At 70.1% G+C, this 25,311-nt stretch carries 20 protein-coding genes, 2 tRNA genes and 1 pseudogene; 9 read left to right on the top strand and 14 right to left on the bottom strand.

Annotated features, from left to right (window positions below; translation table 11 throughout):
- Window positions 1-93: 93 nt before the first annotated feature.
- The 3 genes from ACFVT2_RS34235 to ACFVT2_RS34245 all read right to left on the bottom strand — a co-directional run bounded on the left by ACFVT2_RS34235 (window position 94) and on the right by ACFVT2_RS34245 (window position 3,537).
- Window positions 94-444 (bottom strand): DUF4233 domain-containing protein, encoded by a 351-nt coding sequence (locus ACFVT2_RS34235; protein ID WP_390024376.1) that lies wholly within the window; start codon window positions 442-444, stop codon window positions 94-96.
- A 2-nt stretch (window positions 445-446) separates the two neighbouring features.
- Window positions 447-1,973 (bottom strand): bifunctional folylpolyglutamate synthase/dihydrofolate synthase, encoded by a 1,527-nt coding sequence (locus tag ACFVT2_RS34240; protein ID WP_390024378.1) that lies wholly within the window; start codon window positions 1,971-1,973, stop codon window positions 447-449.
- Window positions 1,974-2,088: 115 nt separating this feature from the next.
- Window positions 2,089-3,537, bottom strand: coding sequence for a peptidoglycan D,D-transpeptidase FtsI family protein (locus ACFVT2_RS34245; protein ID WP_390024380.1), 1,449 nt, complete (start codon window positions 3,535-3,537; stop codon window positions 2,089-2,091).
- Window positions 3,538-3,815: 278 nt separating this feature from the next.
- Here ACFVT2_RS34245 and ACFVT2_RS34250 point away from each other — a divergent pair, with 278 nt between their 5' ends.
- On the top strand, window positions 3,816-5,024 hold the full coding sequence (locus tag ACFVT2_RS34250; RefSeq protein ID WP_390024421.1) for a hypothetical protein: 1,209 nt from the start codon (window positions 3,816-3,818) through the stop codon (window positions 5,022-5,024).
- Here the strand turns inward: ACFVT2_RS34250 and ACFVT2_RS34255 are convergent.
- The gene (locus ACFVT2_RS34255) at window positions 4,990-7,611 is read right to left on the bottom strand and encodes a valine--tRNA ligase (protein WP_390024382.1); all 2,622 of its coding nucleotides are present in this window, start codon (window positions 7,609-7,611) and stop codon (window positions 4,990-4,992) included. The two genes, ACFVT2_RS34250 and ACFVT2_RS34255, sit on opposite strands and share 35 nt — an antisense overlap.
- Window positions 7,612-7,775: 164 nt before the next feature.
- Between ACFVT2_RS34255 and ACFVT2_RS34260 the strand changes: the two genes are divergently transcribed.
- A complete protein-coding gene (locus ACFVT2_RS34260; protein WP_390024384.1) occupies window positions 7,776-8,750 on the top strand; it encodes a hypothetical protein in 975 nt (324 codons plus the stop codon).
- Window positions 8,751-9,064: 314 nt separating this feature from the next.
- Here ACFVT2_RS34260 and clpX read toward each other — a convergent pair whose 3' ends face one another.
- From clpX to ACFVT2_RS34285, 5 genes are all read right to left on the bottom strand, one after another.
- Window positions 9,065-10,348 carry an ATP-dependent Clp protease ATP-binding subunit ClpX gene (gene clpX / locus ACFVT2_RS34265; protein ID WP_390024386.1) on the bottom strand — a complete coding sequence of 428 codons (1,284 nt, stop codon included), beginning with the start codon at window positions 10,346-10,348 and terminating at the stop codon, window positions 9,065-9,067.
- A 161-nt stretch (window positions 10,349-10,509) separates the two neighbouring features.
- Window positions 10,510-11,184: an ATP-dependent Clp protease proteolytic subunit gene (locus tag ACFVT2_RS34270; RefSeq protein ID WP_390024388.1), complete on the bottom strand. Its 675-nt coding sequence runs from the start codon at window positions 11,182-11,184 to the stop codon at window positions 10,510-10,512.
- Window positions 11,185-11,249: 65 nt separating this feature from the next.
- Complete coding sequence (locus ACFVT2_RS34275) at window positions 11,250-11,852, bottom strand: ATP-dependent Clp protease proteolytic subunit (protein WP_390024423.1); 603 nt, start codon at window positions 11,850-11,852, stop codon at window positions 11,250-11,252.
- Window positions 11,853-12,136: 284 nt separating this feature from the next.
- Entirely contained in the window at window positions 12,137-13,537 is a 1,401-nt protein-coding gene (gene tig / locus ACFVT2_RS34280; protein WP_390024390.1) for a trigger factor, read from the bottom strand.
- 201 nt (window positions 13,538-13,738) lie between these two features.
- A tRNA-Pro gene (locus ACFVT2_RS34285) sits at window positions 13,739-13,815 on the bottom strand.
- Window positions 13,816-13,951: 136 nt separating this feature from the next.
- On the opposite strand from ACFVT2_RS34285, the gene ACFVT2_RS34290 reads away from it, so the two are divergent.
- Both ACFVT2_RS34290 and ACFVT2_RS34295 read left to right on the top strand, forming a co-directional pair.
- Window positions 13,952-14,022, top strand: a tRNA-Gly gene (locus tag ACFVT2_RS34290).
- 119 nt (window positions 14,023-14,141) lie between these two features.
- On the top strand, window positions 14,142-14,522 hold the full coding sequence (locus tag ACFVT2_RS34295; protein ID WP_390024392.1) for an arsenate reductase family protein: 381 nt from the start codon (window positions 14,142-14,144) through the stop codon (window positions 14,520-14,522).
- Window positions 14,523-14,561: 39 nt separating this feature from the next.
- Here the strand turns inward: ACFVT2_RS34295 and ACFVT2_RS34300 are convergent, their stop codons facing one another.
- On the bottom strand, window positions 14,562-14,756 hold the full coding sequence (locus tag ACFVT2_RS34300; protein WP_037635111.1) for a hypothetical protein: 195 nt from the start codon (window positions 14,754-14,756) through the stop codon (window positions 14,562-14,564).
- 489 nt (window positions 14,757-15,245) lie between these two features.
- Here ACFVT2_RS34300 and ACFVT2_RS34305 point away from each other — a divergent pair.
- Window positions 15,246-15,518: pseudogene (locus ACFVT2_RS34305) on the top strand (cation/H(+) antiporter); the annotation flags it as partial.
- Here ACFVT2_RS34305 and ACFVT2_RS34310 read toward each other — a convergent pair.
- The gene (locus ACFVT2_RS34310) at window positions 15,492-16,637 is read right to left on the bottom strand and encodes a PP2C family protein-serine/threonine phosphatase (protein ID WP_390024394.1); all 1,146 of its coding nucleotides are present in this window, start codon (window positions 16,635-16,637) and stop codon (window positions 15,492-15,494) included. The pseudogene ACFVT2_RS34305 and the gene ACFVT2_RS34310 sit on opposite strands and share 27 nt — an antisense overlap.
- A gap of 127 nt (window positions 16,638-16,764) precedes the next feature.
- Between ACFVT2_RS34310 and ACFVT2_RS34315 the strand changes: the two genes are divergently transcribed.
- Window positions 16,765-17,994 carry a GNAT family N-acetyltransferase gene (locus ACFVT2_RS34315; RefSeq protein WP_390024396.1) on the top strand — a complete coding sequence of 410 codons (1,230 nt, stop codon included), beginning with the start codon at window positions 16,765-16,767 and terminating at the stop codon, window positions 17,992-17,994.
- Between the two features lie 28 nt (window positions 17,995-18,022).
- On the opposite strand, the gene ACFVT2_RS34320 is transcribed toward ACFVT2_RS34315, so the two are convergent.
- Both ACFVT2_RS34320 and ACFVT2_RS34325 read right to left on the bottom strand, forming a co-directional pair.
- Window positions 18,023-18,844, bottom strand: coding sequence for an Fpg/Nei family DNA glycosylase (locus ACFVT2_RS34320; protein ID WP_390024398.1), 822 nt, complete (start codon window positions 18,842-18,844; stop codon window positions 18,023-18,025).
- A gap of 75 nt (window positions 18,845-18,919) precedes the next feature.
- Window positions 18,920-19,408 (bottom strand): ribose-5-phosphate isomerase, encoded by a 489-nt coding sequence (locus tag ACFVT2_RS34325; RefSeq protein ID WP_390024400.1) that lies wholly within the window; start codon window positions 19,406-19,408, stop codon window positions 18,920-18,922.
- Window positions 19,409-19,596: 188 nt separating this feature from the next.
- Between ACFVT2_RS34325 and ACFVT2_RS34330 the strand changes: the two genes are divergently transcribed.
- Window positions 19,597-21,075 (top strand): amino acid permease, encoded by a 1,479-nt coding sequence (locus tag ACFVT2_RS34330; RefSeq protein ID WP_390024425.1) that lies wholly within the window; start codon window positions 19,597-19,599, stop codon window positions 21,073-21,075.
- Window positions 21,076-21,146: 71 nt separating this feature from the next.
- Here ACFVT2_RS34330 and ACFVT2_RS34335 read toward each other — a convergent pair whose 3' ends face one another.
- Window positions 21,147-21,746 carry a biotin transporter BioY gene (locus ACFVT2_RS34335; protein ID WP_390024402.1) on the bottom strand — a complete coding sequence of 200 codons (600 nt, stop codon included), beginning with the start codon at window positions 21,744-21,746 and terminating at the stop codon, window positions 21,147-21,149.
- A gap of 344 nt (window positions 21,747-22,090) precedes the next feature.
- On the opposite strand from ACFVT2_RS34335, the gene ACFVT2_RS34340 reads away from it, so the two are divergent.
- Both ACFVT2_RS34340 and ACFVT2_RS34345 read left to right on the top strand, forming a co-directional pair.
- Complete coding sequence (locus ACFVT2_RS34340) at window positions 22,091-23,473, top strand: amino acid permease (RefSeq protein ID WP_390024404.1); 1,383 nt, start codon at window positions 22,091-22,093, stop codon at window positions 23,471-23,473.
- Between the two features lie 294 nt (window positions 23,474-23,767).
- Window positions 23,768-25,189: an amino acid permease gene (locus tag ACFVT2_RS34345; RefSeq protein WP_390024406.1), complete on the top strand. Its 1,422-nt coding sequence runs from the start codon at window positions 23,768-23,770 to the stop codon at window positions 25,187-25,189.
- The last annotated feature ends 122 nt before the right edge of the window (window positions 25,190-25,311 follow it).

Raw genomic sequence — 25,311 nt, forward strand, 5'->3', positions numbered from 1 at the left:
GTTCCGGACTGCTGCGCTTTACGTCCGGAACACCCCCACCCCGCAGCCCCGTCCCCTCCCGTGAGTGGGTGGGGAAAGGCAGGTTCGTGGGGGTCAGCCGGCCGCCGCCGGCTCGGCCTCGGCCGCGAAGCGGGCCTTCGCCTCGTCGACCTTGCGGCCGAAGTGGACCGAGGCCCACCACAGGGCGCCGAAGACCGCGCCGAGGAAGAACATCGAGGGGACGACCAGGCCGCTGGCGATCAGCGCGATCTGCAGCGCCCAGCCCAGCTGGACCCCGCCGGGACGGGACAGCATCCCGCACAGCAGCAGGCTCAGCAGCATCGCGATACCGCTGACGATCCAGATGGTGGCGCGGGAGATGTCGGTCATCTGCATCGCGACCAGGCCGGCGAAGCCGATCACGAAGAACTCGCCTATCAGGGTGCTGGCACACAGCGTGCGCATGGTCAGTTCCTTCCCAGGAGCAGCCGGGCCTCGCCGACCGTGATCACCGAGCCGGTCACCAGGACACCGGCGCCGGCGAACTCGCCCTCTTCCTCGGCGAGGGTGATCGCCGCCTCCAGGGCGTCGTCCAGTCGCGGCTCGACCTGGACCCGCTCGGCGCCGAAGATCTCCACGGCGATGGCGGCCAGCTCGTCCGGATCCATCGCACGCTGGCTGGAATTACGCGTCACCACGACCTCGGCGAAGATCGGCTCGAAAGCCTCCAGGACGCCCCGGACGTCCTTGCCCTCGCTGGCCCCGACGACCCCGATCAGTCGGCTGAAATCGAACGCCTCGGTGACCGCCTCGGCCGCCGCCCGCGCGCCGCCCGGGTTGTGCGCGGCGTCCAGCACCACCGTGGGGCTGCGCCGGACCACCTCCATCCGGCCGGGCGAGCTGACCGAAGCGAACCCGGAGCGGATGGTGTCGATGTCGAGGGTGCTGGCATGGCCCGCGCCGACGCCGAAGAACGCCTCGACGGCGGCGAGCGCGACCGCGGCGTTGTGCGCCTGGTGGGCGCCGTGCAGCGGGAGGAAGACCTCCGGGTACTCGCCACCCAGTCCGCGCAGGGTCAGCATCTGGCCGCCGACCGCCACCTCTCGGGAGAGCACGCCGAACTCCATGCCCTCGCGGGCGACCGTGGCGTCCACCTCGACGGCGCGCTTGAGCATCACCGAGGCCGCGTCCACCGGCTGCTGGGCCAGGACGACGGTGGCGTCCTTCTTGATGATCCCGGACTTCTCCCCGGCGATCTGCTCGGGCGTCTCGCCCAGCCGGTCGGTGTGGTCCAGCGAGATCGGGGTGATCACGGCGACGTCGCCGTCGATGACGTTGGTCGCGTCCCAGGTGCCGCCCATGCCGACCTCGACGACCGCGACGTCCACCGGGGCGTCGGCGAACGCGGCGAACGCCATCGCGGTGAGCACCTCGAAGAACGAGAGGCGGTATTCCTGCTGCCCGTCGACCATCTCCACGTACGGCGCGATGTCGCGGTAGGTCTCGATGAAGCGCTCGGCGGAGATGGGGCTGCCGTCCAGGCTGATCCGCTCGGTGACGGACTGGACGTGCGGGCTGGTGTAGCGGCCGGTGCGCAGCTCGAAGCCGCCGAGCAGGGCCTCGATCATGCGGGCCGTGCTGGTCTTGCCGTTCGTCCCCGTGATGTGGATGGACGGGTAGGCGCGCTGCGGCGAGCCCAGGATGTCCAGGAGCGCGGCGATGCGCTCGATCGACGGGTCGAGTTTGGTCTCGCCCCAGCGGCCCCCCAGCTCCTCCTCCACGGCGCGCAGCGCGCGGTCGACCTCCGGGTCGGCGGGCCGGGCCGGGACCTGGTCCCCCTGCGGCGGTCCGGCCTGCGCGCGCAAGGTCCGGCTACCGGCCTCGATCACCGCGAGGTCGGGGTCACGTTGCGTCTCGGCCTCGACCATCTCCTCGAAGGCGTCGGTCGGGTCGGGAGTCGGGTCGGGATCGTCGTTCTGGGGGCGCTCGCTCACGACGACAAGTCTACGAGGCGCCACCGACAACGGGCCGTCGCCGCCCCCGCACCGCCACTCCCCCGCACCGAGCCCGTCCCACGCCCGCCCCGAGCCCGTCCCGCCCCCGCTCCGGTCAGGACAGCGCCGCCTGCATCATCGCCTTGGCGATCGGGGCCGCCAGCCCGTTGCCGGAGACCTCGTTGCGGGCCGCGTGCCCGTCCTCGACCATTACGGCGACCGCGACCTGGTGGCCCTTGCCGTCGTCCGCATACGAGACGAACCAGGCATACGGGGTGCCGCTGTTGTCGACGCCGTGCTGGGCGGTGCCGGTCTTGCCGCCGACGGTCACTCCGTCGATCTTCGCGTTGGACCCGGTTCCCTTGTCCACGACCGTCTGCATCGCGGAGCGCAGCTGGGCGGCGGTCCGGCTCGACATCGCCTTGCGGTAGGTCTTCGGGGTGTTCTGCTGGACGGTGTTGCCGCCGCCGTCGGTGAGCTTGTCGACCAGCTGCGGGGTCTTCAGGTCGCCGCCGCCCGCGATCGCCGAGGCGACCATCGCCATCTGGAGCGGGGTGGCCTGGTCGTCGAACTGGCCGATGCCGGAGAGCGCGGTCTGCGCCTGGTCCATGCCCGTCGGGTAGACGCTCTTGGCGGCGCGCACCGGGACGTCCACCTTGGCGTCGTTGAAACCGAACTTCTCGGCCTGCGCCGCGACCTTGTCCTTGCCCAGGTCGACGGCGATCTTCGCGAAGACGGTGTTGCAGGAGTACTGGAGCGCGGTGCGGATGGTGGCGTTCTTGCAGGGCGCCGAGGCGCTCTCGTTGGTCAGCTGGGTGCGGGTGTTGGGGAGGGTGTACGGGTCGGGGCTGTCGGTGGGCTGGTCCACCGAGGAGTACAGGCCGTTCTCCAGCGCGGCGGCGGCGACCACCAGCTTGAAGGTGGAGCCGGGCGGCAGCGGCTGGCGCAGCGCGCGGTTGAGGTTCGGCTGGCCGGCGTCGTTCGTCAGGGCCTGCCACGCCTTCTGGTCGGCGGTGCCGGACCCGGCGAACTTCCCCGGGTCGTACGACGGGGTGCTGACCATGCCCAGGATCCGGCCGGTCGCCGGGTCCAGCGCGATGGCCGCGCCGGTCTTGTCGCCGAGCGCCTGGTAACCGGCCTTCTGCACCTTGGGGTCGATGGTGGTGGCCACGTCGCCGCCCTTGGGGCGCTCGTGCAGCAGGGTGTCGGCGGGGTTCTGGAGCCGGCTGTCGCTGCCGCCGAGCAGGTCGCCGTAGAGGCTCTCCAGCTGGGTGCTGCCGAAGATCTGCGAGGAGAAGCCGGTGACCGGGGCGTAGAGCGGGCCGTCCTTGTAGGTCCGCTTGTACTTCAGGGTGGAGGAGGTGGCGGCGGAGCCGGTGACCGGCTGGCCGTCGACGAGGATGTTGCCCAGGGGCCCGGAGTACTTGGCGATGTTCACCCGCGGGTTGTGCGGGTTCTCCTGGTAGTCGCTGGCCTTGGCGCCCTGGATCCAGGTGGCCCAGCCCATCAGTGCAAGGATCAGTGCGAGGCAGAAGACCGAGACCCGTCGCAGGGGTTTGTTCATGGGGCGCGGCTCCTCGGTGCTGGGGACGGGACCGGACCTACGTTTCCGTCGGAACTCCGGCATTCCGGTTCACGGTGCCTCGCCTTCATGAGAGCGTCATGAGAACCGCGTTCCACCTGGATGTGAGCGATCGGACCGTCGGGCGGGACAACCTTTCCGCCGCCCGGTGCCCTCTTGCACGGCGGGGTCTGGAACGCCCCCGGACCGCGGCGACCGCGGTCATCGCAAAGAGTCAGGAAAGCAGGAGCTGAAGAGGCGTGCCGGCAATCAGTCAGCGGATGCATTTGGTGCTGCTCACGGCATGGACCGTGCTGTGGTTCTTGATCGTGGAACCGCACGGCGGCTTCTCCTGGCACTATCTGCGCACCGGCGGCGAACTCATCTACCAGGGCAGCTCCGGTGACGGCACCGGCGGCCTCAACCTCTACGCGCACCACCCCGAGCTCCAGATGGGGCCGATCAGCTTCCTGACGGCCGGGCTGTTCAACCCGTTCCCGGAGGCCACCGGGCAGTTCCTCGCCGCGGCCCTGATGTCCGCGCTGGGCCTGGTCATCCTGGTGCTGGCCGGCCGCAGCGCCGCCCACCACTTCCTGGGCACCGGCACCAACCACCAGCGGCTGCGGCAGCGGGTGCTGATCGCCGGGCTGGCCTTCATCCCCATGTGGATCGAGGTCGCGGTCCGCTTCGGGCACCTCGACGACGTCCTGGCCCTGTTCTTCACCGCCCTCGCGGTGCGCGCCGTGACCAGCGGCAACGCCGCCCTGACCGGTGCCTTCCTGGCGCTGGCGATGGACTCCAAGCCGACCGCGCTGGCCTTCGTCCCGCTGCTGCTGGCGCTCCCCCGGGACAAGTGGCTCAAGGCCGGCCTGTGGTGCGCCGCGCTGGTCGCCGTCGCCTGGCTGCCGTTCTTCCTCGGCGACGCCCAGTCCTTCGCCGCCGCCAAGTTCGCCATCCCCAACCAGCCGGCGTCCGCGCTGCGCTGGCTGGGCGCCGACGACCCCGAGACCCCCGGTTGGGTCCGCCCCGCGCAGTTCGCCCTCGGGCTGGTGCTGGGCGGACTCGCGGTCTGGCGGGGCCGCTGGGCGGCCGTGGTGCTGCTCGGCGCCAACGCCCGGATCGTCCTGGACCCCAGCGTCTACACCTACTACACCGCGTCGGTGCTGCTCGGCACCCTCCTGTGGGACGTCATCGGGCAGCGCCGCCTGGTGCCCTGGTGGAGCTGGCTGGCGCTGCTCGTCCTCTACGGCAGCGTCTTCGCCGTCCCGGACGATTCGGTGCGGGGCCTGATCCGGCTGGCGTTCGTGGCGGTCTCCACGGCGTACGTCCTGCTGTGGCCGGTCCGGGAGCGCGGCGACCGCGGCGGACGGCGGGGACGGCGCAGGCCCCCCGCCCGTACGGACGAGGGGCCTGCGGAGGAGGCTGCGGGGCCCGGCGTGTGGCCGGCGCCGCCGACTACGCCGTGGGCAGGGCCGCCAACTGCGCGGTGATCCGCTCGATATCGGCCTCGGCGGCCGCCTTGCGGGTCCGGATCTTCTCCTTGACCTGCTCGGGGGCCTTGGCGAGGAACGCCTCGTTGCCGAGCTTGGCGGTGGTCTGCGCCAGCTCCTTCTCGGCCACCGCCAGGTCCTTCGTCAGCCGCTTGCGCTCCGCCTCGACGTCGATCGCACCGGACAGGTCCAGCGCGACCGTCGCGCCGGCGACCGGCAGCGACGCGGTGGCGGTGAAGCCCTCGTCGGCCGGCGTCAGGCGCAGCAGCGAGCGCATCGCGGCCTCGTGCGGCGCCAGTGCCGTACCGGTCAGGTCCAGCCGCGCGGGGACCTTCTGGCCCGGCTGGAGGCCCTGGTCGGAACGGAACCGGCGGACCTCGGTGACGATCTGCTGAACGGTCTCGATCTCCCGCTCGGCCGCCGCGTCCCGGAAGCCCGAGTCGCCGGGCCACTGGGCGATGACGACCGACTCGCCACCGGTCAGCGTCGTCCACAGCGTCTCGGTGACGAACGGCACGACCGGGTGCAGCAGCCGCAGGGTGACGTCCAGGACCTCGCCGAGCACCCGGCGGGAGGCGTCGGCGGCCGGGCCGCCCGCCATGAACGTCGTCTTGGACAGCTCGACGTACCAGTCGAAGACCTCGTCCCAGGCGAAGTGGAAGAGGGTGTCCGACAGCTTGGCGAACTGGTAGTCGTCGTAGTACGCGTCGACCTCGGCGACGACCGAGTTGAGCCGGGACAGGATCCACCGGTCGGTCGCGGACAGCGCTTCCGCGGGCGGCAGGTCGCCCTCCACCGTCGCGCCGTTCATCAGCGCGAAGCGGGTGGCGTTCCAGATCTTGTTGGCGAAGTTGCGGGAGCCCTGGACCCAGTCCTCACCGATCGGCACGTCGACGCCCGGGTTGGCGCCGCGGGCGAGGGTGAAGCGGACCGCGTCCGAACCGTAGGTGTCCATCCAGTCCAGCGGGTTGACCGCGTTCCCGAAGGACTTGGACATCTTCTTGCCGAACTGGTCACGGACCATGCCGTGCAGCGCGATGGTGTGGAACGGCGGGGTGCCGTCCATCGCGTACAGCCCGAACATCATCATCCGGGCGACCCAGAAGAAGAGGATGTCGTAGCCGGTGACCAGGACCGAGTTCGGGTAGAACTTCCCGACGCTCGGGGTCTGCTCGGGCCAGCCCAGCGTGGAGAACGGCCACAGACCGGACGAGAACCACGTGTCGAGGACGTCGGTGTCCTGGTGCCACCCATCTCCGGTGGGCGCCTCGTCGTCGGGTCCGACGCAGACGACCTCGCCGTTCGGCCCGTACCAGACCGGGATGCGGTGGCCCCACCACAGCTGCCGCGAGATGCACCAGTCGTGGAGGTTGTCGACCCAGCCGAAGTACCGGGACTCCATCTCCTTGGGGTGGATCGCGACCTTGCCCTCGCGGACCGCGTCACCGGCGGCCTTGGCCAGCGGGCCGACCTTGACCCACCACTGCATGGACAGCCGCGGCTCGATGGTGGTCTTGCACCGCGAGCAGTGCCCGACGGAGTGGGTGTACGGGCGCTTCTCGGCGACGATCCGGCCCTCGGCGCGCAGCGCACCGACGATCGCCGACCGGGCCTCGAAGCGGTCCAGCCCCTGGAACGGACCGTGCGCCGTGATGACGCCGCGCTCGTCGAGGACGGTCAGCGACGGCAGACTGTGCCGCTGTCCGATCTCGAAGTCGTTCGGGTCGTGCGCCGGGGTGACCTTGACCGCGCCCGTGCCGAACTCCGGGTCGACGTGCTCGTCCGCGACGACCGGGATGCGGCGGCCGGTCAGCGGCAGCTCGATCTCGGTGCCGACGAGGTGGGCGTACCGCTCGTCCTCGGGGTGGACGGCGACGGCGGTGTCACCGAGCATCGTCTCGGCGCGGGTGGTGGCGACGACGATCGAGGAGTCCCCCTCGCCGTAGCGGATCGAGACCAGCTCGCCGTCGTCGTCCTGGTACTCCACCTCGATGTCGGAGATGGCGGTCAGGCAGCGCGGGCACCAGTTGATGATGCGCTCGGCGCGGTAGATCAACTCGTCGTCGTAGAGCCGCTTGAAGATCGTCTGGACGGCCTTGGAGAGGCCCTCGTCCATCGTGAACCGCTCACGGGACCAGGCGACGCCGTCGCCCAGGCGCCGCATCTGTCCGGAGATCTGGCCACCGGACTCGTCCTTCCACTGCCAGACACGCTCGACGAACGCCTCACGCCCCAGGTCGTGCCGCGACGCGCCCTCCTTGGCGAGTTCGCGCTCGACCACGTTCTGGGTAGCGATGCCCGCATGGTCCATGCCCGGCTGCCAGAGCGTCTCGTAGCCCTGCATCCGCTTGCGGCGGGTGAGGGCGTCGATCAGCGTGTGCTCGAAGGCGTGGCCCAGGTGCAGCGACCCGGTGACGTTCGGCGGGGGGATGACGACGGTGTACGGCGGCTTCTCGCTCTTCTCGTCCGCCTCGAAGTAGCCCCGCTCTACCCAGCGCTCGTACAGCGGCCCCTCTACATCGGCCGGCGTGTACTGAGTCGGCAGTTCGGGGACGCTGTGCTGGGGCTGCTGAGTGTTCTCGGTCACGACGGACAGTGTACGGGCGCCCATGTAGCAGCTTCGAATCGGTTTCGCCCCCGGGGCACCGGCTGTCAGCGGCGTCGTACAGGATGTCGGCAGCGCATAAACACGCGCTCGGATGTCACCCGCGGCATCCCGGCGTCACCAGCAGTCACGAGGGGAACCGCTCCATGAGCTACAACCAGCCGCCTCCGGGTCCGTACGGACAGCAGCCCCAGCAGCCCGGGCCGTACGGCCAGCCGCAGCCGCCCGCCCCGCAGCCCGGCTACGGCTACCCGCAGCAGGGCGGCCAGGTGCCTCCCCAGCAGGGCTACGGCTACCCGCAGCAGCAGTTCCCGCAGCAGGCCCCGCAGCCGCAGTTCCCGCAGCAGGCCGCGCAGCCGCCCTACGGCCAGCCCCAGCAGCCCAACTACGGCCAGCAGCCCCCCTTCGGCGGCCAGCAGACGCCCTACGGGATGATCCCGCAGGAGTCGGAGTCCGGCGGCGGCAACGGCAAGAAGATCGGCCTGATCATCGGCGCGGTCGTGGTGGTCGCGGCGATCGGCGCCGGCGCGTACTTCGCCTTCGGCTCGGGCAGCAAGGTCAAGCCGTACACCATCGCGCTGCCGGACCAGCTGCTGAGCGGGCAGTTCAAGAAGACCCAGAGCCCCGGCGGCAGCGGCGGTGCCGAAGACTTCTCCAACGACAAGGACGCCAAGGCCCTCGGCATCTCCAACGCCAAGGGCGTCGCCGGCACGTACCTGGACACCGCCGGGCTGCAACTGTCCGTGAACGGCGTCTACGGGACCGTCGCCGACCCGCAGGGTGCCGTGACCCAGGGCTTCGCCAAGTACAACGAAGGCGTCAAGGAAGGCTCCCACGGCGCCAAGGTCGAGCAGGTCACCCCGGTCACCGAGTACACGCCCAGTGACTTCGACGGCGACGTCATGAAGTGCGAGACGCAGAAGATCACCTTCTCGCAGGCCGGGATCACCGTGCCCGTCACCGCCTCCATCTGCATGTGGGGCGACAACAGCGCCCTCGGCATCGTCTCCATGGTCGCCAAGCCCAACCCCAACGGCGGCTCCGCCACCACGCCCGGCGCCAAGGAGCTGGCGGACAAGGCCGCCAAGGTCCGCAACGAGGTCCGCAAGGAGAAGAAGTAACAACACCCCGGCACCTGAAGGTGCAAGCGCTCGACGAGGAGCCCTTCCCGTCGAGCGCTTTCGTTTGCCCGAGGCGAACTGGCACGTCACGACCGGGCGTTGACTGGAACCTGCCACACATACGGGAAACAGGGTTCATCCACCCGGCGCCCCTCTGCGAAATGCCGCTGAGGGACATAGGCGTCAAGCCGGATCACGCAGTCAACGCATGCAGGCTGGGCCACCGACACTGAACCACCGACCCCCACCACCCACAGAACCGCCCGGCAGCGACTCCGCTGCCGGGCGGTTCAGTTGGACGATCGGTGACGCGCCTACGCGCTCTTCTCCTGGGGTTCGCCCGAGTCGCCGCGGGTGCGCGGGACCAGAGTCGGGTTGACGTTGGAGTGGACCACGTCCGCGGTGATCACGACGCGGGCGACGTCCTTGCGGGACGGGATCTCGTACATCACCGCCTGGAGGACCTCCTCCATGATGGCGCGCAGACCGCGGGCGCCGGTGCCACGGAGGATGGCCTGGTCGGCGATGGCCTCCAGGGCCGGGCGGTCGAAGTCCAGCTCCACGCCGTCGAGTTCGAAGAGCCGCTGGTACTGCTTGACCAAGGCGTTGCGCGGCTCGACGAGGATCTGGAGGAGCGCCTCGCGGTCGAGGTTGTGCACCGAGGTGAGGACGGGGAGACGACCGATGAACTCCGGGATCATCCCGAACTTCACCAGGTCCTCCGGCATCACGTCCTGGAGCTGGTCCTTGGACTCGATCTCGCGCTTGGAGCGGATCGTGGCGCCGAAGCCGATGCCCTTGGCGCCGGACCGGGCCTCGATGATCTTCTCCAGACCGGCGAAGGCACCGCCGACGATGAACAGCACGTTGGTGGTGTCGATCTGGATGAATTCCTGGTGCGGGTGCTTGCGGCCGCCCTGCGGCGGGACCGAGGCGGTGGTGCCCTCCAGGATCTTCAGCAGGGCCTGCTGGACGCCCTCGCCGGAGACGTCCCGGGTGATCGACGGGTTTTCGCTCTTCCGGGCGACCTTGTCGATCTCGTCGATGTAGATGATCCCGGTCTCGGCCTTCTTGATGTCGAAGTCCGCGGCCTGGATCAGCTTGAGGAGGATGTTCTCGACGTCCTCACCGACATAGCCGGCCTCGGTCAGTGCTGTGGCATCGGCAAAGGCGAAGGGGACATTGAGCATCCGGGCGAGGGTCTGCGCGAGCAGGGTCTTGCCGGAGCCGGTGGGGCCGAGCAGCAGGATGTTGGACTTGGCCAGCTCGATGCCCTCGTCGCCACGGCTCGGGCTGTTCTCGCCCGCCTGGACGCGCTTGTAGTGGTTGTACACGGCCACGGAGAGCGCCTTCTTGGCGGGCTCCTGGCCGACGACGTAGCCGTTGAGGAACTCGTAGATCTCGCGGGGCTTGGGGAGTTCCTCCCAGCGCACCTCGGAGGTCTCGGCGAGCTCTTCCTCGATGATCTCGTTGCAGAGATCGATGCACTCGTCGCAGATGTACACACCAGGTCCCGCGATGAGCTTCTTCACCTGCTTCTGGCTCTTTCCGCAGAACGAGCACTTGAGCAGGTCGCCGCCGTCACCGATGCGTGCCACGAGGTGAATCCCCTTCGCCTGGGATCCGCATTGCTCCGCGGACCCGGGTGCTTGCCTATCGACGGTACCTTGCCGGGCCCCCCGTACGGGCCCCCCTTGGACCGACTCGGTTCACTCGGTCCAAGGGGGCAACACTCCGGCGCAATTCGCGAAGATCGCGATCAGACCGAGACGGAGCTCTTCCGCGTCGAGACGATCTGGTCGACCAGACCGTACGCCAGGGACTCCTCGGCGGTCAGGATCTTGTCACGCTCGATGTCCTCGCGGATCTTCTCGATCGGCGTGGACGAGTGCTTGGCCAGCATCTCCTCCAGCTGCGTGCGCATCCGCTGGATCTCGCGGGCGGCGATCTCCAGGTCGGAGACCTGGCCGCGGCCGGTCTCGCTGAAGGGCTGGTGGATCAGGACCCGGGCGTTGGGCAGCGCCATGCGCTTGCCCGGGGTGCCGGCCGCCAGCAGCACGGCCGCGGCGGAGGCCGCCTGACCCATGCAGACCGTCTGGATGTCGGGCTTGACGAACTGCATCGTGTCGTAGATCGCCGTCAGCGCCGTGAAGGAGCCACCGGGGCTGTTGATGTAGACCGAGATGTCGCGGTCCGGGTCCATCGACTCCAGGCACAGCAGCTGCGCCATGACGTCGTTGGCGGAGGCGTCATCGACCTGCACCCCGAGGAAGATCACCCGCTCCTCGAAGAGCTTCGCGTACGGGTCGTACTCGCGCACGCCCTGCGAGGTGCGCTCGACGAAGCGCGGAACGATGTAGCGGGACTCCGCGGGCATACCGGAGAACTCGGCCTGCGGGCGCTCGTAGAGACCGCTTCCGGGGAAGTTGTTCATCTGGAGGTTCACCGTCCTGGTGGCGAAATAGGGCTGGGGGTCGACTGCGGGACGTGGGCCGGGGCTCAGGCCCCGGTGCCGCCCCCGCCCGGAACGCCGGTGGCGGAGGGCATGACGTCGTCGATGAGGCCGTACGCCTTGGCCTCCTCGGCGCTGAACCAGCGGTCGCGGTCGGCGTCCTTGGTCCACCGCTCCAGCGTCTGGCCGGTGTGCATGGCAGAGAGCTCACCCAGACGCTTCTTCGTGCGCAGCAGCTGCTCGGCGTGGATCTTGATGTCCGAGGCCGAGCCGGCCAGGCCCGCGGACGGCTGGTGGATGAGGATCTCCGCGTTCGGCAGCGCGAAGCGCTTTCCCGGGGTGCCGGCGCTCAGCAGGAACTGGCCCATCGAGGCGGCGAGGCCCATGGCGATGGTGACCACGTCGTTCTTGATGTACTGCATGGTGTCGTAGATCGCCATGCCCGCCGTGACCGAGCCACCCGGAGAGTTGATGTAGAGGTAGATGTCCTTGTCCGGATCAGCGGCCAGGAGAAGCAGCTGCGCCGTGATCTTGTTGGCGATGTCGTCGTCGACCTGCTGGCCGAGGAAAATGATCCGCTCGCCGAGCAGCCGGTTGTAGACCTGGTCGCCGAGGCCACCGAAAGTCGGCTCAGCGGCGGCGGAAGGCATCGGGATCGTCACGTGTCCACCTGCTCGTTGTCGGACGGCTCGGAGCCGCCTCAGCGTCGTCTTCAGGGGCCGGGGACCGCGCCGCGTGGTGCGTCCGGCGCACTTACAGCAACTCCCCTGCCCTCGTATCTACGGACCCTAACGCGCAGGTCGGACAACGCCATCCCAGACCGAGAACTGTTCGCTGTGAGCGCAGGCTCACGGACCGGGACGACACACGGGCCCGAACACGCGGACGTGCGCGTTCGGGCCCGTGATCAGTCGGTCAGCGGTGCGGCCGGGGCTCAGCCCTGGGACTTCTCCGCCTGCTCGTCGGCCGGGGCGTCAGTGCCCTCGACCTCGGCGACGACGGCCTCGGCGGCCTCCGTCTCCTCTTCGTCCTCAAGGTCGACGACCTCGCCGTTGGTGTCCTTGACCGCGGCGGCCTCGACGACCACAGCGAGGGCCTTACCGCGGGCGACCTCGCCCACCAGCATCGGCACCTGGCCACCCTCGACGACGGCCTGGGCGAACTGGTCGGGGCTCATGCCGGAGGACTGCGCACGCCGCATGAGGTGCTCGGTGAGCTCCTCCTGGCTGACGTTGAGCTTCTCCTTGTTGACCAGCTCGTCGAGGACGAACTGGGTCTTGATGCCCTTTTCGGCCTGCTCCTTGGTCTCGGCGTCGAACTCTTCCTCGGTCTTGCCCTGGATCTCCAGGTACTTCGCGAGGTCGAGGCCCATCTGGCCGAGCTGGTGGTGCTCCAGGTTGTGCTTGCGGGTACGGATCTCGTCCTCGAGCAGCTTCTCGGGGATCGGGACCTCGATCAGCCCGAGCAGCGCCTCCAGGACCTTCTCCTGGGCCTGGGTGGCCTGGTCGAACTTCTTCATCCGCTCCAGGCGCTTGCGGCTGTCCGCCTTGAGGTCGTCGAGGGTGTCGAACTCGCTGGCCATCTGGGCGAACTCGTCGTCCAGCTCGGGGAGTTCGCGGGCCTTGACCTCGGTGACGTCGACCTTGACCTCGGCCTCCTTGCCCTGGGCGGAGCCGCCCTTGAGCTCGGAGGTGAAGGTGGCGCTGCCGCCGGCCTCCAGGCCGGTGACGGCCTCGTCGATGCCGTCGAGGAGCTCACCGGAGCCGATGGTGTAGCTGACGCCGTTGGCGATGCCGTCGGCCAGCACCTCGCCATCGACCTTGGCCTCCAGGTCCACGGTCACCACGTCGCCGTCCTGGGCGGCGCGCTCGACCGCGCTGGTCGAGGCGAAGCGCTCACGCAGCTGCTCGACGGACTTGTCGACGTCCTCGTCCGACACCTCGACGGCGTCGACCTCGACCTCGATGCCGGAGTAGTCCGGGATCTCCAGGGCGGGGCGGATGTCGACCTCGGCGGTGAAGGCCAGCAGCTCGTTGTCCTTGAGCTCGGTGATGTCGACCTCGGGCTGGCCGAGGACGTTGAGTTCGGCCTCGTTGACCGCGCTGGTGTAGAACTTCGGGAGCGCGTCGTTGACGGCCTCTTCCAGCACGGCGCCGCGGCCGAACCGCTGGTCGATGACGCGAGCCGGGATCTTGCCGCGACGGAAGCCCTTCACCGTGACCTGCTGGTTGATCTTCTTGTACGCCGCGTCGAGGCTGTCCTTGAGCTCCTCGAAGGGCACCTCGACAGTGAGCCGAACCCGGGTCGGGTTCAGGGTCTCCACGGCGCTCTTCACGGTTCGGTCTCCTTGGGCTGACTTTGGGGTTTTGCCTGAGATCCGCCGGCGTCCGGCATGTCCCGGCCCGGCCGATCGCGCCCGGTACAGAGACATACGGGCACGCAGCTTGCATAGTAACCGCAAGGAGGAGGGCACCCACAACGCGATCTTGAACGGTCGCTTATGCCCGCTTTCCCTACATGCGGGACTTGTACCTACTGGTCGGGGTGGCCGGATTCGAACCGACGACCTTCCGCTCCCAAAGCGGACGCGCTACCAAGCTGCGCCACACCCCGTCGGTGCGACACGTAGGGTACATGGCCGCGGACGGAATGGCTGCCCGATATCCGGGAGCACGATGCGGTGTGCGCGCGACCGCCTTCACCCGCTACGATGCTCTGCGTGCCGAGGTCTCAGCGACCGTTGGCGCTCGCGGGCGTAGCTCAATGGTAGAGCCCCAGTCTTCCAAACTGGCTACGCGGGTTCGATTCCCGTCGCCCGCTCGCAAGGGGAAAGCCCCGGACCATCCGGCCCGGGGCTTTTCGCGTTCCTGATACTTCTTCGCGTGGCCTCCCCGCACCCCTGCTTCTCTCCCGCAACGGGAGTCCCTAGGGTGACCCGCATGGAGATCTGGCTCAATCCCGCGTGCTCGAAGTGCCGTGCCGCGGTGGAGATTTTGGACGCCGAGGGTGCCGACTACACCGTGCGGAGGTACCTGGAGGAGCCGCCGACCGCCGGCGAGCTGCGCGCCGTACTGGACCGACTGGGCCTGGAGCCCTGGGACATCACCCGGACCCAGGAGGTCGAGGCGAAGGAACTGGGCGTCGGGGCGTGGGAGCGCACCGACGCCGAACGCGACCGGTGGATCGAGGCGCTGGCGGCGCACCCCGGGCTGATCCAGCGGCCGATCATCACCGCCGACGACGGATCGGCGCTGGTGGGGCGCAGCGAGGATGCCGTACGTGACGCGCTGACGCGGACCGGGGGCGGACGGACCCCCTGAGTCCGGCCTGCGGACCGTGACCTGTTCCAGGGGCCTGCCCTAGAACGTGATGTGGTTGATGGTCTGTGCGATGGAGTTCAGGAATCTGTTGATCGACGGCGCCATGCCCGTGGAGGCAAGGAAGAAGCCGAAAAGTATGGCGACGAACGCCGGACCGGCCTTGATCGCCTTCTGTCTGATCAGTACGACCAGGATGATTCCCAACATCAGGACAACTGATAGCGACAGAGCCACAACTGATCACACCCTCGGTCGGAACGCCTCACCGGCCCTGGGGCATGCCGCGCACACCCCCGGCACCCATCGTGCCATCAACTCCCTGCCCATTGCAGGCGGGTGACGAATCATCGGCCAACGCTTTGCTCGTTCCCGATTGTTCATCCCGTGCCGCATCCGATCGGTCCGGGGGGCCCTCGCACCCCGCCGGGCCGACCCCCAAAAGCTCCCGCACCGCCTCACAACGGTCACCGGTTAATGATTTGGTAATCTAACTATTGACTAGTTCTTGACGCTTTCTTGGCCTCGTGTGCGACCGGCACGTGCCCGGACTCACATCGACGGCGCATCGACGACGAGGAGGAACGGGCCCATTTCCCTGTCCGGTCGGCGGTGACCAAACTGGCCGGGCCTACCCCCGGGCTGGCGGAACGTCAGAACCCGCGAGGGTTGAATCCCCTCCGCTTTGGCTGCGGGGAGAAGTCAACCTGGCCGGAATCCTGCTTGGCCCGGATCCACGGCTTCGGTCCCGGGTCGGCCGCGAACATCGCCACCGCGCTGCCGGCCCGCGGCGAGTTCGCGCTGATCCTCGCGACGATGGCGGCGGGCGCCGGACTCGACGAGCGGCTGCCCCCGTTCTTCGCCGGTTACGTGCTGATCCTGGCCGTCCTCGGACCGCCGGCGGCCGGCCGCTCCGGGCTGCTGGCGCGGGTGCTGCCGGGCGGCGGCGGGAGGCCGAGCCCGGTGCGGCGGTCAGCTGTCCCGACAGATCAGCAGTAGCGCCCGGTCGTCGTTGACGTCCTTGGCGACGGCCTCGATCAGGTGCCAGGCGGCGCCGGCGAAGCCGCCGTGCACATACCGCTCGGCCTCGCCGGTCAGGCGGTCGATGCCCTCGGCGATGTCGCGGTCGGCGGCCTCCACCAGGCCGTCGGTGAACAGCATCAGGACGTCACCGGGGCGCAGCGTCCCCTTGACCGGGTCGAACTGGGCGCCGTCGTAGACCCCGAGCAGCGGCCCCTCCCCCGACTTCTCCTCCCAGCGGCCGGTGCCGGCGCTGAGTTGGAGGGCGGGGAGATGGCCCGCGGAGAACAGTTCGTAGTCGCCGGACTCCAGGTCGAGGACGAGGTGGACGGAGGTGGCGAAGCCCTCGTCCCAGTCCTGGCGCAACAGGTAGCCGTTGGCGGCCGGCAGGAAGCCGTGCGGCGGGAGGGAGCCGAGCAGGCCGCCGAAGGCACCGGAGAGGAGCAGTGACCGGGACGCGGCGTCCATGCCCTTGCCGGAGACGTCGGTGAGCACGACCTCCAGGATGTTGCCGCCCTGGGTGCAGGAGGCCACCACGAAGTCGCCGGAGAAGGACTGGCCGCCGGCCGGGCGGAGCGCCATTTCGTGGTGCCAGCCCTTGGGGAGCTTGGGGAGTTTGCTCTGGACGCGGATCCGTTCGCGCAGGTCGAAGAGCATGGTGCCGCCGCGTCGCCAGGGCACGCCGACCCGGCTGCGGAACTGTGCGACCAGCAGCCCGGAGAGGCCGACCGCGGCGACCACCAGGACCGTGCCCGGGGTGATCCGGTCCCGGCCCTGGTCGTACGGGCCGAACAGGGCCGCCTCGACGATCAGGGCGGCGGCGGAGGCCGCGTAGAGGACGAGGAGGTTGGCCGGCCGCAGCAGCAGTCCGCCGGCGATGATCGGGAGGACCAGTGCGGTCGGCGCGATCCACTCCGGGTGCCAGAGGGTGCCGCCGGCGATGGCCGGGATGGCGGCGAGCAGGGCGGCCAGCGCGAGCCAGTCGGATCCGTCGCCGCGGAAGTAGTCGACACCGGCCTTGCGCATGCCGATCCGGGCCCGGTGCAGCCGTTTGCGCATCCGGGCCCTCAGGCTTTCCGCTCCCGCGCCGCGTGTCATTGTGCTGGGACCTTATCCACCCGTTCGGCGGCGCGTCGATTCGCCGCACGTCACCCCGGGGAATTGCGGGGAATTCGCGTTCGAAATGCGGTCGCGCGGCCGGAGGGCGGGCTGCTAGGGATGGCTCATGACAACAGAGTTGCGGCCGTTGCGGGATGCCGACTGGGATGCCTGGTACGACAAGCTGGACGTGGCGTTCGGCGGGATCCCGGACGGGCCGGAGAGGCGCGCGTGGTGGCGGGCGGTCACCGAGGTCGAGCGGGCGTTCGCGGTCCGGGACGGTGACGAGATCGTCGGCACCGGCGGATCGTTCTCGTTCGGACTAACGGTGCCGGGCGGCGCGGAGCTGGCCGTGGCCGGGGTCACCCTGATCAGCGTGCAGCCGACCCACCGGCGGCGCGGGGTGCTGCGCTCGATGATGCGGCACCAGCTGAAGGACGTGCACGAGCGCGGGGAGGCGCTGGCGGTGCTGACCGCCACGGAGCCGGCGATCTACGGGCGGTTCGGGTACGGCCCGGCCACTCAGGAACTCCGGATGACCGTGGACACGGTGCGGCTGGCCGCCCCGGACCTGCCGGGCGTGGACGGCGTCCGGCTGCGGCTGGCGGACCCGGTGGCCTCGCTGGCGGAGTGCGAGCGGGTCTACGCGGAGCTGGTGCCGACCCGGCCCGGGATGCTGGCGCGCCGCCCGCACTGGGGGCGGGGCGGGGTGCTCGACCCGGAGGGCGAGCGGGACGGGGCCGGCGCGCTGCAGTGCGTACTGGCCGAGGTGGACGGCGAGGTGCGGGGCTACGCCCGGTACGCCGTCAAGCCCGAGTGGGACCGCACCGGGCCGCGCGGGACGGTGCTGGTGCGCCATGTCGACGCGCTGGACCCGGTGGCCTACGCCGCGTTGTGGCGCTATCTGTTCGGGATCGACCTGACGGCGTCGGTGGCGGTGCGCGGCCGGCCGGTGGACGACCCGCTGCTGCACCTGGTGGCCGACCAGCGGCGGTGTGACGTCGGGGTGCGGGAATCGCTGTTCGTCCGGCCGGTGGACGTCGGGGCGGCGCTGGCGGCCCGGACGTACCAGGCGCCGGTGGACGTGGTGCTGGAGGTCACCGACGATGTGTGCCCGTGGAACGCGGGGCGCTGGCGGCTGTCCGGCGACGCGAAGGGCGCGAGTTGCGAGCGGACCACCGATCCGGCCGAACTCGCACTGTCCGTAAGGGAGTTGGGTTCGGCCTATCTGGGCGGGTTCACGCTGTCGGCGCTGGCCGGTGCCGGGCGGGTGCGGGAGCTGCGGCCGGGGGCGCTGGCCGCGGCGTCGGCGGCGTTCGGGGCGGACGCGGCGCCGTGGCTGCCGCACGGCTTCTGACGGTGGTGGGCACGGCCCGCCGCGTTCTTCAGGGGCGGGCGGCGGTGGGCTGGCAGCCGGGGCACCAGAAGAGGTTGCGGGCGGCGAGGTCGGCGGTGCGGACTTCGCTGCCGCAGAGGTGGCAGGCGGCGCCGGTGCGGCGGTAGACGTAGACCTCGCCGCCGTGGTCGTCGACCCGGGGCGGGCGGCCCATGGCTTCCGGGGTGTGCTCGGGGCGGACGGTGTCGATCCGGTTGTTCTTCACGCCCTCCCGCATCAGGGCGACCAGGTCGGCCCAGACGGCGTCCCACTGGTCCCGGCGGAGGGCGCGGCCGGGGAGGTAGGGGTCGATGCCGTGCCGGAAGAGGACCTCGGCGCGGTAGACGTTGCCGACGCCGGCGATCACCTTCTGGTCGAGCAGCAGCGCCGCGATGGTGGTGCGGCTGCGGGTGATCCGCTGCCAGGCACGGTCGCCGTCGTCGTCCGGCCGGAGCGGGTCGGGGCCCAGCCGGTCGTGTATCGCCTGCTTCTCGGCGTCGGTGATCAGCGCGCAGGCGGTGGGGCCGCGCAGGTCGGCGTGGTGGCCGGCGCCGACCAGCCGCAGCCGGACGGTGTCGGTGGGCGGCGGGGCCGGGGTGGTGCCGAAGCCGAGCTTGCCGAAGAGGCCGAGGTGGACGTGGATCCAGCGGTCCGGGCCGAAGCCGAGGAAGAGGTGCTTGCCGTGGGCCTCGGCGGTCTCCAGGACCTGGCCGTCGATGAGCGCCGCGCCCTCGGCGAACTTGCCCTGCGGGCTGGTCACCTTGGCCTTCCGCCCCTGGAACCGGTCGCGGTGGTCCGCGGCCAGGCGGTGGATCGTGTGCCCCTCGGGCATCGGGTGTCCTCCAGTGGGCGCGCCCGCTCTCCCGGTGGCCACCGGGGGAACGGGCGACGGCGGGGTGCGGGGGTGTCAGTCCTGCTGCGGGTGGTGGGCCGGGATCGGGGGGAGCTCACCGGTGGTCTCGTAGGCGGAGAGCATCTCGATCCGGCGGGTGTGCCGCTCCTCGCCCGAGTACGGGGTGGCGAGGAAGACCTCGACGAAGCGGGTGGCCTCCTCGACGGTGTGCATCCGGCCGCCGACGGAGACCACGTTGGCGTTGTTGTGCTCGCGGCCGAGCTTGGCGGTCTCCTCGCTCCACGCCAGCGCGGCGCGGACGCCCTTGACCTTGTTGGCGGCGATCTGCTCGCCGTTGCCGGAGCCGCCGATCACGATGCCCAGGCCCTCCGGGTCGGCGGCGGTGCGCTCCGCGGCGCGCAGGCAGAACGGGGGGTAGTCGTCCTGGGCGTCGTAGATGTGCGGACCGCAGTCGACGGGCTCGTGGCCGTGGGCCTTGAGCCAGTCGACGAGGTGGTTCTTGAGGTCGAAGCCGGCATGATCGGAGCCGATGTACACGCGCATGGCACGAGTGTGGCATGCCGTTCCCGGGGTAGACGCCATCGGGGCTGTGGCCCGCACTCCGGGCGCGGCCTGCCACTTCAGGCAACTCACCAGTAACGACAACGATCCGGATTCGGCTCTTCCAAACGGTCGTTAACAACGTTCTAATGCCTGGGTTCGACACCGAGAACCACCGAAGGACGGTGCACATGGGCGCGCACCCGCCTACTTCCCACGCGGTCCCCGCTGCCGGAGAACCCGGCAACGGCACCGCGAACCGGTCGCCTGACGGGCTCCAGGCCGGCCTCAAGAACCGCCATCTGTCCATGATCGCCATTGGCGGGGTCATCGGCGCCGGCCTCTTCGTCGGATCCGGGGCCGGCATCAAAGCCGCCGGCCCGGGGATCCTCCTCTCGTACGCGCTGACCGGTCTGCTGGTCGTGCTGGTGATGCGGATGCTGGGTGAGATGGCCGCGGCCTCCCCCACGTCCGGTTCGTTCTCCGCGTACGCGGACCAGGCCCTGGGCCGCTGGGCCGGCTTCACCATCGGCTGGCTGTACTGGTTCTTCTGGTCGGTGGTGCTGGCGGTCGAGGCGACCGCGGCGGCGTCGATCCTGACCGGCTGGATACCGGCGGTGCCGCAGTGGGCCTGGGCGCTGCTGGTGATGATCGTGCTGACCGGCACCAACCTGGTGTCGGTGGGCTCGTTCGGCGAGTTCGAGTTCTGGTTCGCCGGGATCAAGGTCGTGGCGATCGTGATCTTCATCGTGATCGGCGCGCTGGCGATCTTCGGACTGCCGCCGGGGCACCACGCGGTGGGCACCGCGAACCTGTTGCACCACGGCGGATTCCTACCGAAGGGACCGGGCGCGATCCTCTCCGGGATGCTGCTGGTGGTCTTCTCCTTCATGGGCAGCGAGATCGTCACGCTGGCGGCGAGCGAGTCGCCGAACCCGGTGGTGGCCGTCCGCAAGGCCGTGAACAGCGTGATCTGGCGGATCGCGCTCTTCTACATCGGGTCGATCGCGGTGATCGTGACCCTGCTTCCGTGGGACGACCCGGAGGTGACCAAGAGCCCGTACGTGGCGGTGCTGAAGTCGCTGCACATCCCGTACGCGGACGTCGTGATGGACGTGGTCGTGCTGACCGCGGTGCTGTCCTGTCTGAACTCCGGGCTCTACACGGCGTCCCGGATGGCGTACTCGCTCGGTGAGCGCGGCGATGCGCCGAAGGCGTTCACGAAGGTCAACAAGGGCGGCGTCCCGGCGGTGGCGATCTGGGCGTCGGTGGCCTTCGGCTTCATCGCGACGATCTTCAGCTACACCTCGAAGGACACCGTCTTCCAGTTCCTGCTGAACTCCTCGGGCGCGGTGGCGCTCTTCGTCTGGCTGGTGATCTGCGTCTCGCAGCTGCGGATGCGCCGGACCATCGAGCGGGAGACGCCGGAGCGACTGACGGTGCGGATGTGGCTGTACCCGTGGCTGACCTACGCCACCATCGCGCTGATCGTCTTCGTCGTGGGCTACATGTTCTACGACAAGGACGGCCGGGAGCAGATGGTGCTGTCGGTGGTGGCGGCCGTGGTCGTGCTGGTGGCCGGGCTGGTGCTCCAGAAGCGGCGGCCGCGTGCGGAGCCGGGAGCCGTGCCGGAGGCGGCGACGACCGCGGAGGCACCGGAGAACGCGTAACAGCCCCCGGACGGCGAACGGGGCCCGCACCCTTGGTGGGTGCGGGCCCCGTCGGCGTTTTTCGCGGGTACTCAGCCGCGGCGGCCGGCCAGCTTCCAAGCTGTGGGGAGCGCGCCCATCGCCAGGGCGACCTTGAGGGCGTCGCCGATCAGGAACGGCACCATGCCGACGGCGACGGCCTGGCCGAAGGACATGCCCGTGCTCAGCGCGAGGTAGGGGACGCCGATCGCGTAGATCAGGGCGTTGCCGGCGACCATCGTGGCGGCGGTGCGGAGCACCCCGCGGTCGCCGCCGCGGCGGGCCAGCGCGCCCACGGCGGTGGCGGCGAGCAGCATGCCGAGGACGTAGCCGAAGGTGGCCCCGCCGGCGCCCGACGCACCGCCCGCGAACCACGGCACGCCGGCCATGCCGGCCAGCGCGTAGAGCGCCAGCGACAGCAGCCCGCGGCGGGCGCCGAGCGAGGCGCCCACGAGGAGGGCGGCGAAGGTCTGGGCGGTGACCGGGACCGGGGAGCCGGGGACCGGGATCGCGATCTGGGCCGCGATGCCGGTGATCACGGCGCCGCCGGCGACCAGTGCGGCGTCGCGGACGCGGGCGCGGGTGGCGGTGGCGGCCGGCAGCAGGTCGGCGAGGACCGCTCCAGGGCTGAGGGCGGTGGCGGCTGTGCTCATCAGGGGACTCCGCGGGTGTGAGGGGACCGTCCGGGGTGGCCGGTCCGGCGGGACGTGATGACGTTAGTTCAGGAGGGCGGCGGCGATCACGTGCGAGCGGTGACAAAGCCGTACCGGCCCGCTTGGGGAGTTCCGGACAAGGGCCAGAATGCCGGAGCCCGCCGGCACGCGGGGCGTCTTCGCAGGTCACGTGATGCTCGTCACGGACGGGACGGTGGTGTGCTGCCGGTTTTGTGCTAGTCGGGGGCGGGCGGGGAGACTGGGACGGCTCCGCGGTCACCTGTGGAGTTCCCCCAAACCGGGCGGCGATCCCGCCCTTGCGCCCCTTGCGAGAGTACGAGCCGATGCACGACGCACCGCCCCTGGTCGAGAAAGAGCCGCTGTCCGCGGGGCTCAAGCAGCGCCATCTGACGATGTTGGGTCTGGGCGGGGTGATCGGGGCGGGGCTGTTCGTGGGCTCCGGCGCGGGCATCGCGGTGGCCGGGCCGGGGATCGTGCTGTCCTATCTGATCGCCGGGGCGCTGGCGATGCTGGTCATGCGGATGCTCGGGGAGATGTCGGCGGCGATGCCGGCGTCCGGGGCGTTCTCGGTGCACGCGGAGCGGGCGTTGGGGCGCTGGGCCGGTTTCAGCGTGGGCTGGCTGTACTGGTTCCTGCTGGTGGTGGTGCTGGCGGTGGAGGCCACCGGGGCGGCGCAGATCGCGCACGGTTGGGTGCCGGCGGTGCCGCAGTGGGGCTGGGTACTGCTCTTCATGGTCGTGTTCACCGTCGCCAATCTGGCCGCGGTGAAGAACTTCGGCGAGTTCGAGTTCTGGTTCGCGACGCTGAAGGTCACCGCGATCGTGCTGTTCCTGGCCCTGAGCCTGCTGGCGGTCTTCGGAGTACTGCCGGACACCTCGCCGGTGGGGCTGACCAATCTCACCGGGCACGGCGGGCTGCTGCCGCACGGCTGGTCCGGGGTGGTCTCCGGCGTGCTGGCCGTGGTGTTCGCCTTCGGCGGGCTGGAGGTGGTCACCATCGCGGCGGCCGAGTCGGACGATCCGGCGCGGGCGGTGGGCCGGGCGGTGCGCAGCGCGGTGTGGCGGATCCTCTTCTTCTATGTGGGCTCGATGCTGGTCATCGTCACGGTGCTGCCCTGGTCGTCGATGCAGCCGGGCAAGAGTCCGTACGTGATGGTGCTGGACCACGTCGGCGTGCCGGGCGCCGGGCAGATCATGAACATCGTGGTGTTCGTGGCGCTGCTGTCGGCGCTGAACGCCAATCTCTACGGGTCGTCGCGGATGGTGTTCTCGCTGGCCGAGCGCGGGGAGGCGCCGCGCGGTCTGCTGAAGGTGTCGGGCGGAGGGGTGCCGCGGCGGGCGGTGCTGGCGTCGGTGGCGTTCGGCTTCGTCTCGGTGCTGCTGAATCTGAAGTGGCCGGATTCGGTCTTCCTGTACCTGCTCAATGCGGTCGGTGCGGTGCTGCTGTTCGTCTGGGGGCTGATCGCCGTCTCCCAGTTGCGGCTGCGGCCCCAGATCGAGCGGGAGGCGCCGGAGCGGCTGGTGCTGCGGATGTGGGCGTTCCCGTATCTGACGTGGGTGGCGCTGGTGGCGATGGGCGTGGTGATCGTGCTGATGCTGACCGATGACACGGCCCGGCCGCAGTTGCTGTGGTCGGCCGGTGCGACCGCCGCGGTGCTGGCGGTGGCGGGTGCGCGGGAGTTGCGGGCGCGCCGGGTGCGGGGCTGAGGGCCGCTGTCGCCCGGGCGGACGGGGCGGGGTCCGGGCGTGGGGACGGCTCCGGGGCGACCGGGGCGCATTTGAGACGTACCTCACATCTCATTGCATTCGACGATGCATCAGACACGCTCGGTCACGATCGCGTCTGAATAGCGAACAAACGCTGCACGACTGTTGCCCTGAGCGGACACGGACACTCACACTGAGCCAGCTTTGCCGAGGACCCCGGAGATGAGCCGTCCGCGGCCCCGGGAGAACGCAGTATCGCCCCGCCCGCATCTCACCTACTGGGACAGGTACGACATGAATCGGACACCCTCGTCCGCCGCGTCCGCCGGTGCGCGGAACGCCGCGGCCCCGGGCACCGGCCAGGACGGCGGCGCGCTGTCGCACGGCCTGAAGCAGCGCCACCTCTCGATGATCGCCCTCGGCGGGGTGATCGGGGCGGGGCTGTTCGTCGGCTCCCGCGAGGGCATCGCGGCGGCCGGCCCGTCGATCGTGCTGGCCTACGCCGTCTCCGGTGCACTGGTCATGCTGGTCATGCGGATGCTCGGCGAGATGTCCGCGGCCCACCCCTCCTCCGGCTCCTTCTCGGTGCACGCCGAGCGGTCCATCGGCTCCTGGGCCGGCTTCACGGTGGGCTGGATGTTCACCGCGCTGCTGTGCGTGGCGGTGGCGGCCGAGGCGCTGGGCGCCGCGGACGTGCTGCACCAGTGGTTCCCCTCCACCGAGCCGTGGATGTGGGTCCTGCTGACCATGGTGATCTTCACCGCGACCAACCTGACCGCGGTCGCCAACTTCGGTGAGTTCGAGTTCTGGTTCGCCGCCCTGAAGGTCGCCGCGATCGCCCTCTTCCTGGTCCTGGGCGTACTGGCCATCTTCGGCCTGCTGCCCGGCACCTCGGCGCCCGGCACCTCCCACCTGACCGGTGACGGCGGCTTCCTGCCCAAGGGCGTCGACGGGTTGATGGTCGGTCTGTTGGCGTCGGTGTTCGCCTACGGCGGCCTGGAGACGGTGACCATCGCGGCCGCCGAGTCGAAGGACCCGGCCCGCGGCGTGGCCCGCGCGGTGCGCACCGCGATGTGGCGGATCGCGCTCTTCTACGTCGGCTCGATGGCGATCATCGTCACCGTCATCCCCTGGAGCGCGCCGTCGATCGCCAAGAGCGGCCCGTACGTGGCGGTGCTGGACTACCTCAAGATCCCGGCGGCCGGCCAGATCATGAACGTGGTCATCCTGATCGCACTGCTCTCCGCGGTGAACGCCAACATCTACGGCGCGTCGCGGATGGCCTACTCGCTGATCGCCCGCGGCCAGGGCCCGGCGTTCCTCGGCAAGGTGAGCGGCGGCGTGCCGCGCCGGACGGTGCTGCTGTGCGCCGCGTTCGGGTTCGTCGCGGTGCTCCTGAGCTTCTGGTGGCCGACCACGGTCTTCCAGTGGCTGCTCAACATGGTCGGCGCCGCCGTCCTGGTGGTCTGGGGCTTCATCGCCGTCGCCCAGCTGCGGACCCGGCGGCAGTTGGAGCGTGAGGCGCCCGAGAAGCTCATCGTGCGGATGTGGGCCTTCCCGTATCTGACGTGGGTGGCGCTGATCGGGGTCATAGCGGTACTGGTGCTGATGCTGCGCGACGACAACCAGCGGATCCAGCTGCTGTTCACCGGCGGCTTCGGCGTGGTGCTGGCGGTGATCGGACTCGTCCGGCAGCGGGCGCTGAGCAACCGGTAGTTCTCCTTCCGGACCCCTTCAGGCGGGGCGGGACCTCCTTCCGAGGTCCCGCCCCGCCTCCGTCTTTGGAACCAGGACGCCCGCCATGACGGGCCCGCGATCATGCCTGCTGATAGCGTGCT

Source organism: Streptomyces sp. NPDC058000 (assembly GCF_042886435.1).
In the GTDB taxonomy this organism is placed as follows: domain Bacteria; phylum Actinomycetota; class Actinomycetes; order Streptomycetales; family Streptomycetaceae; genus Streptomyces.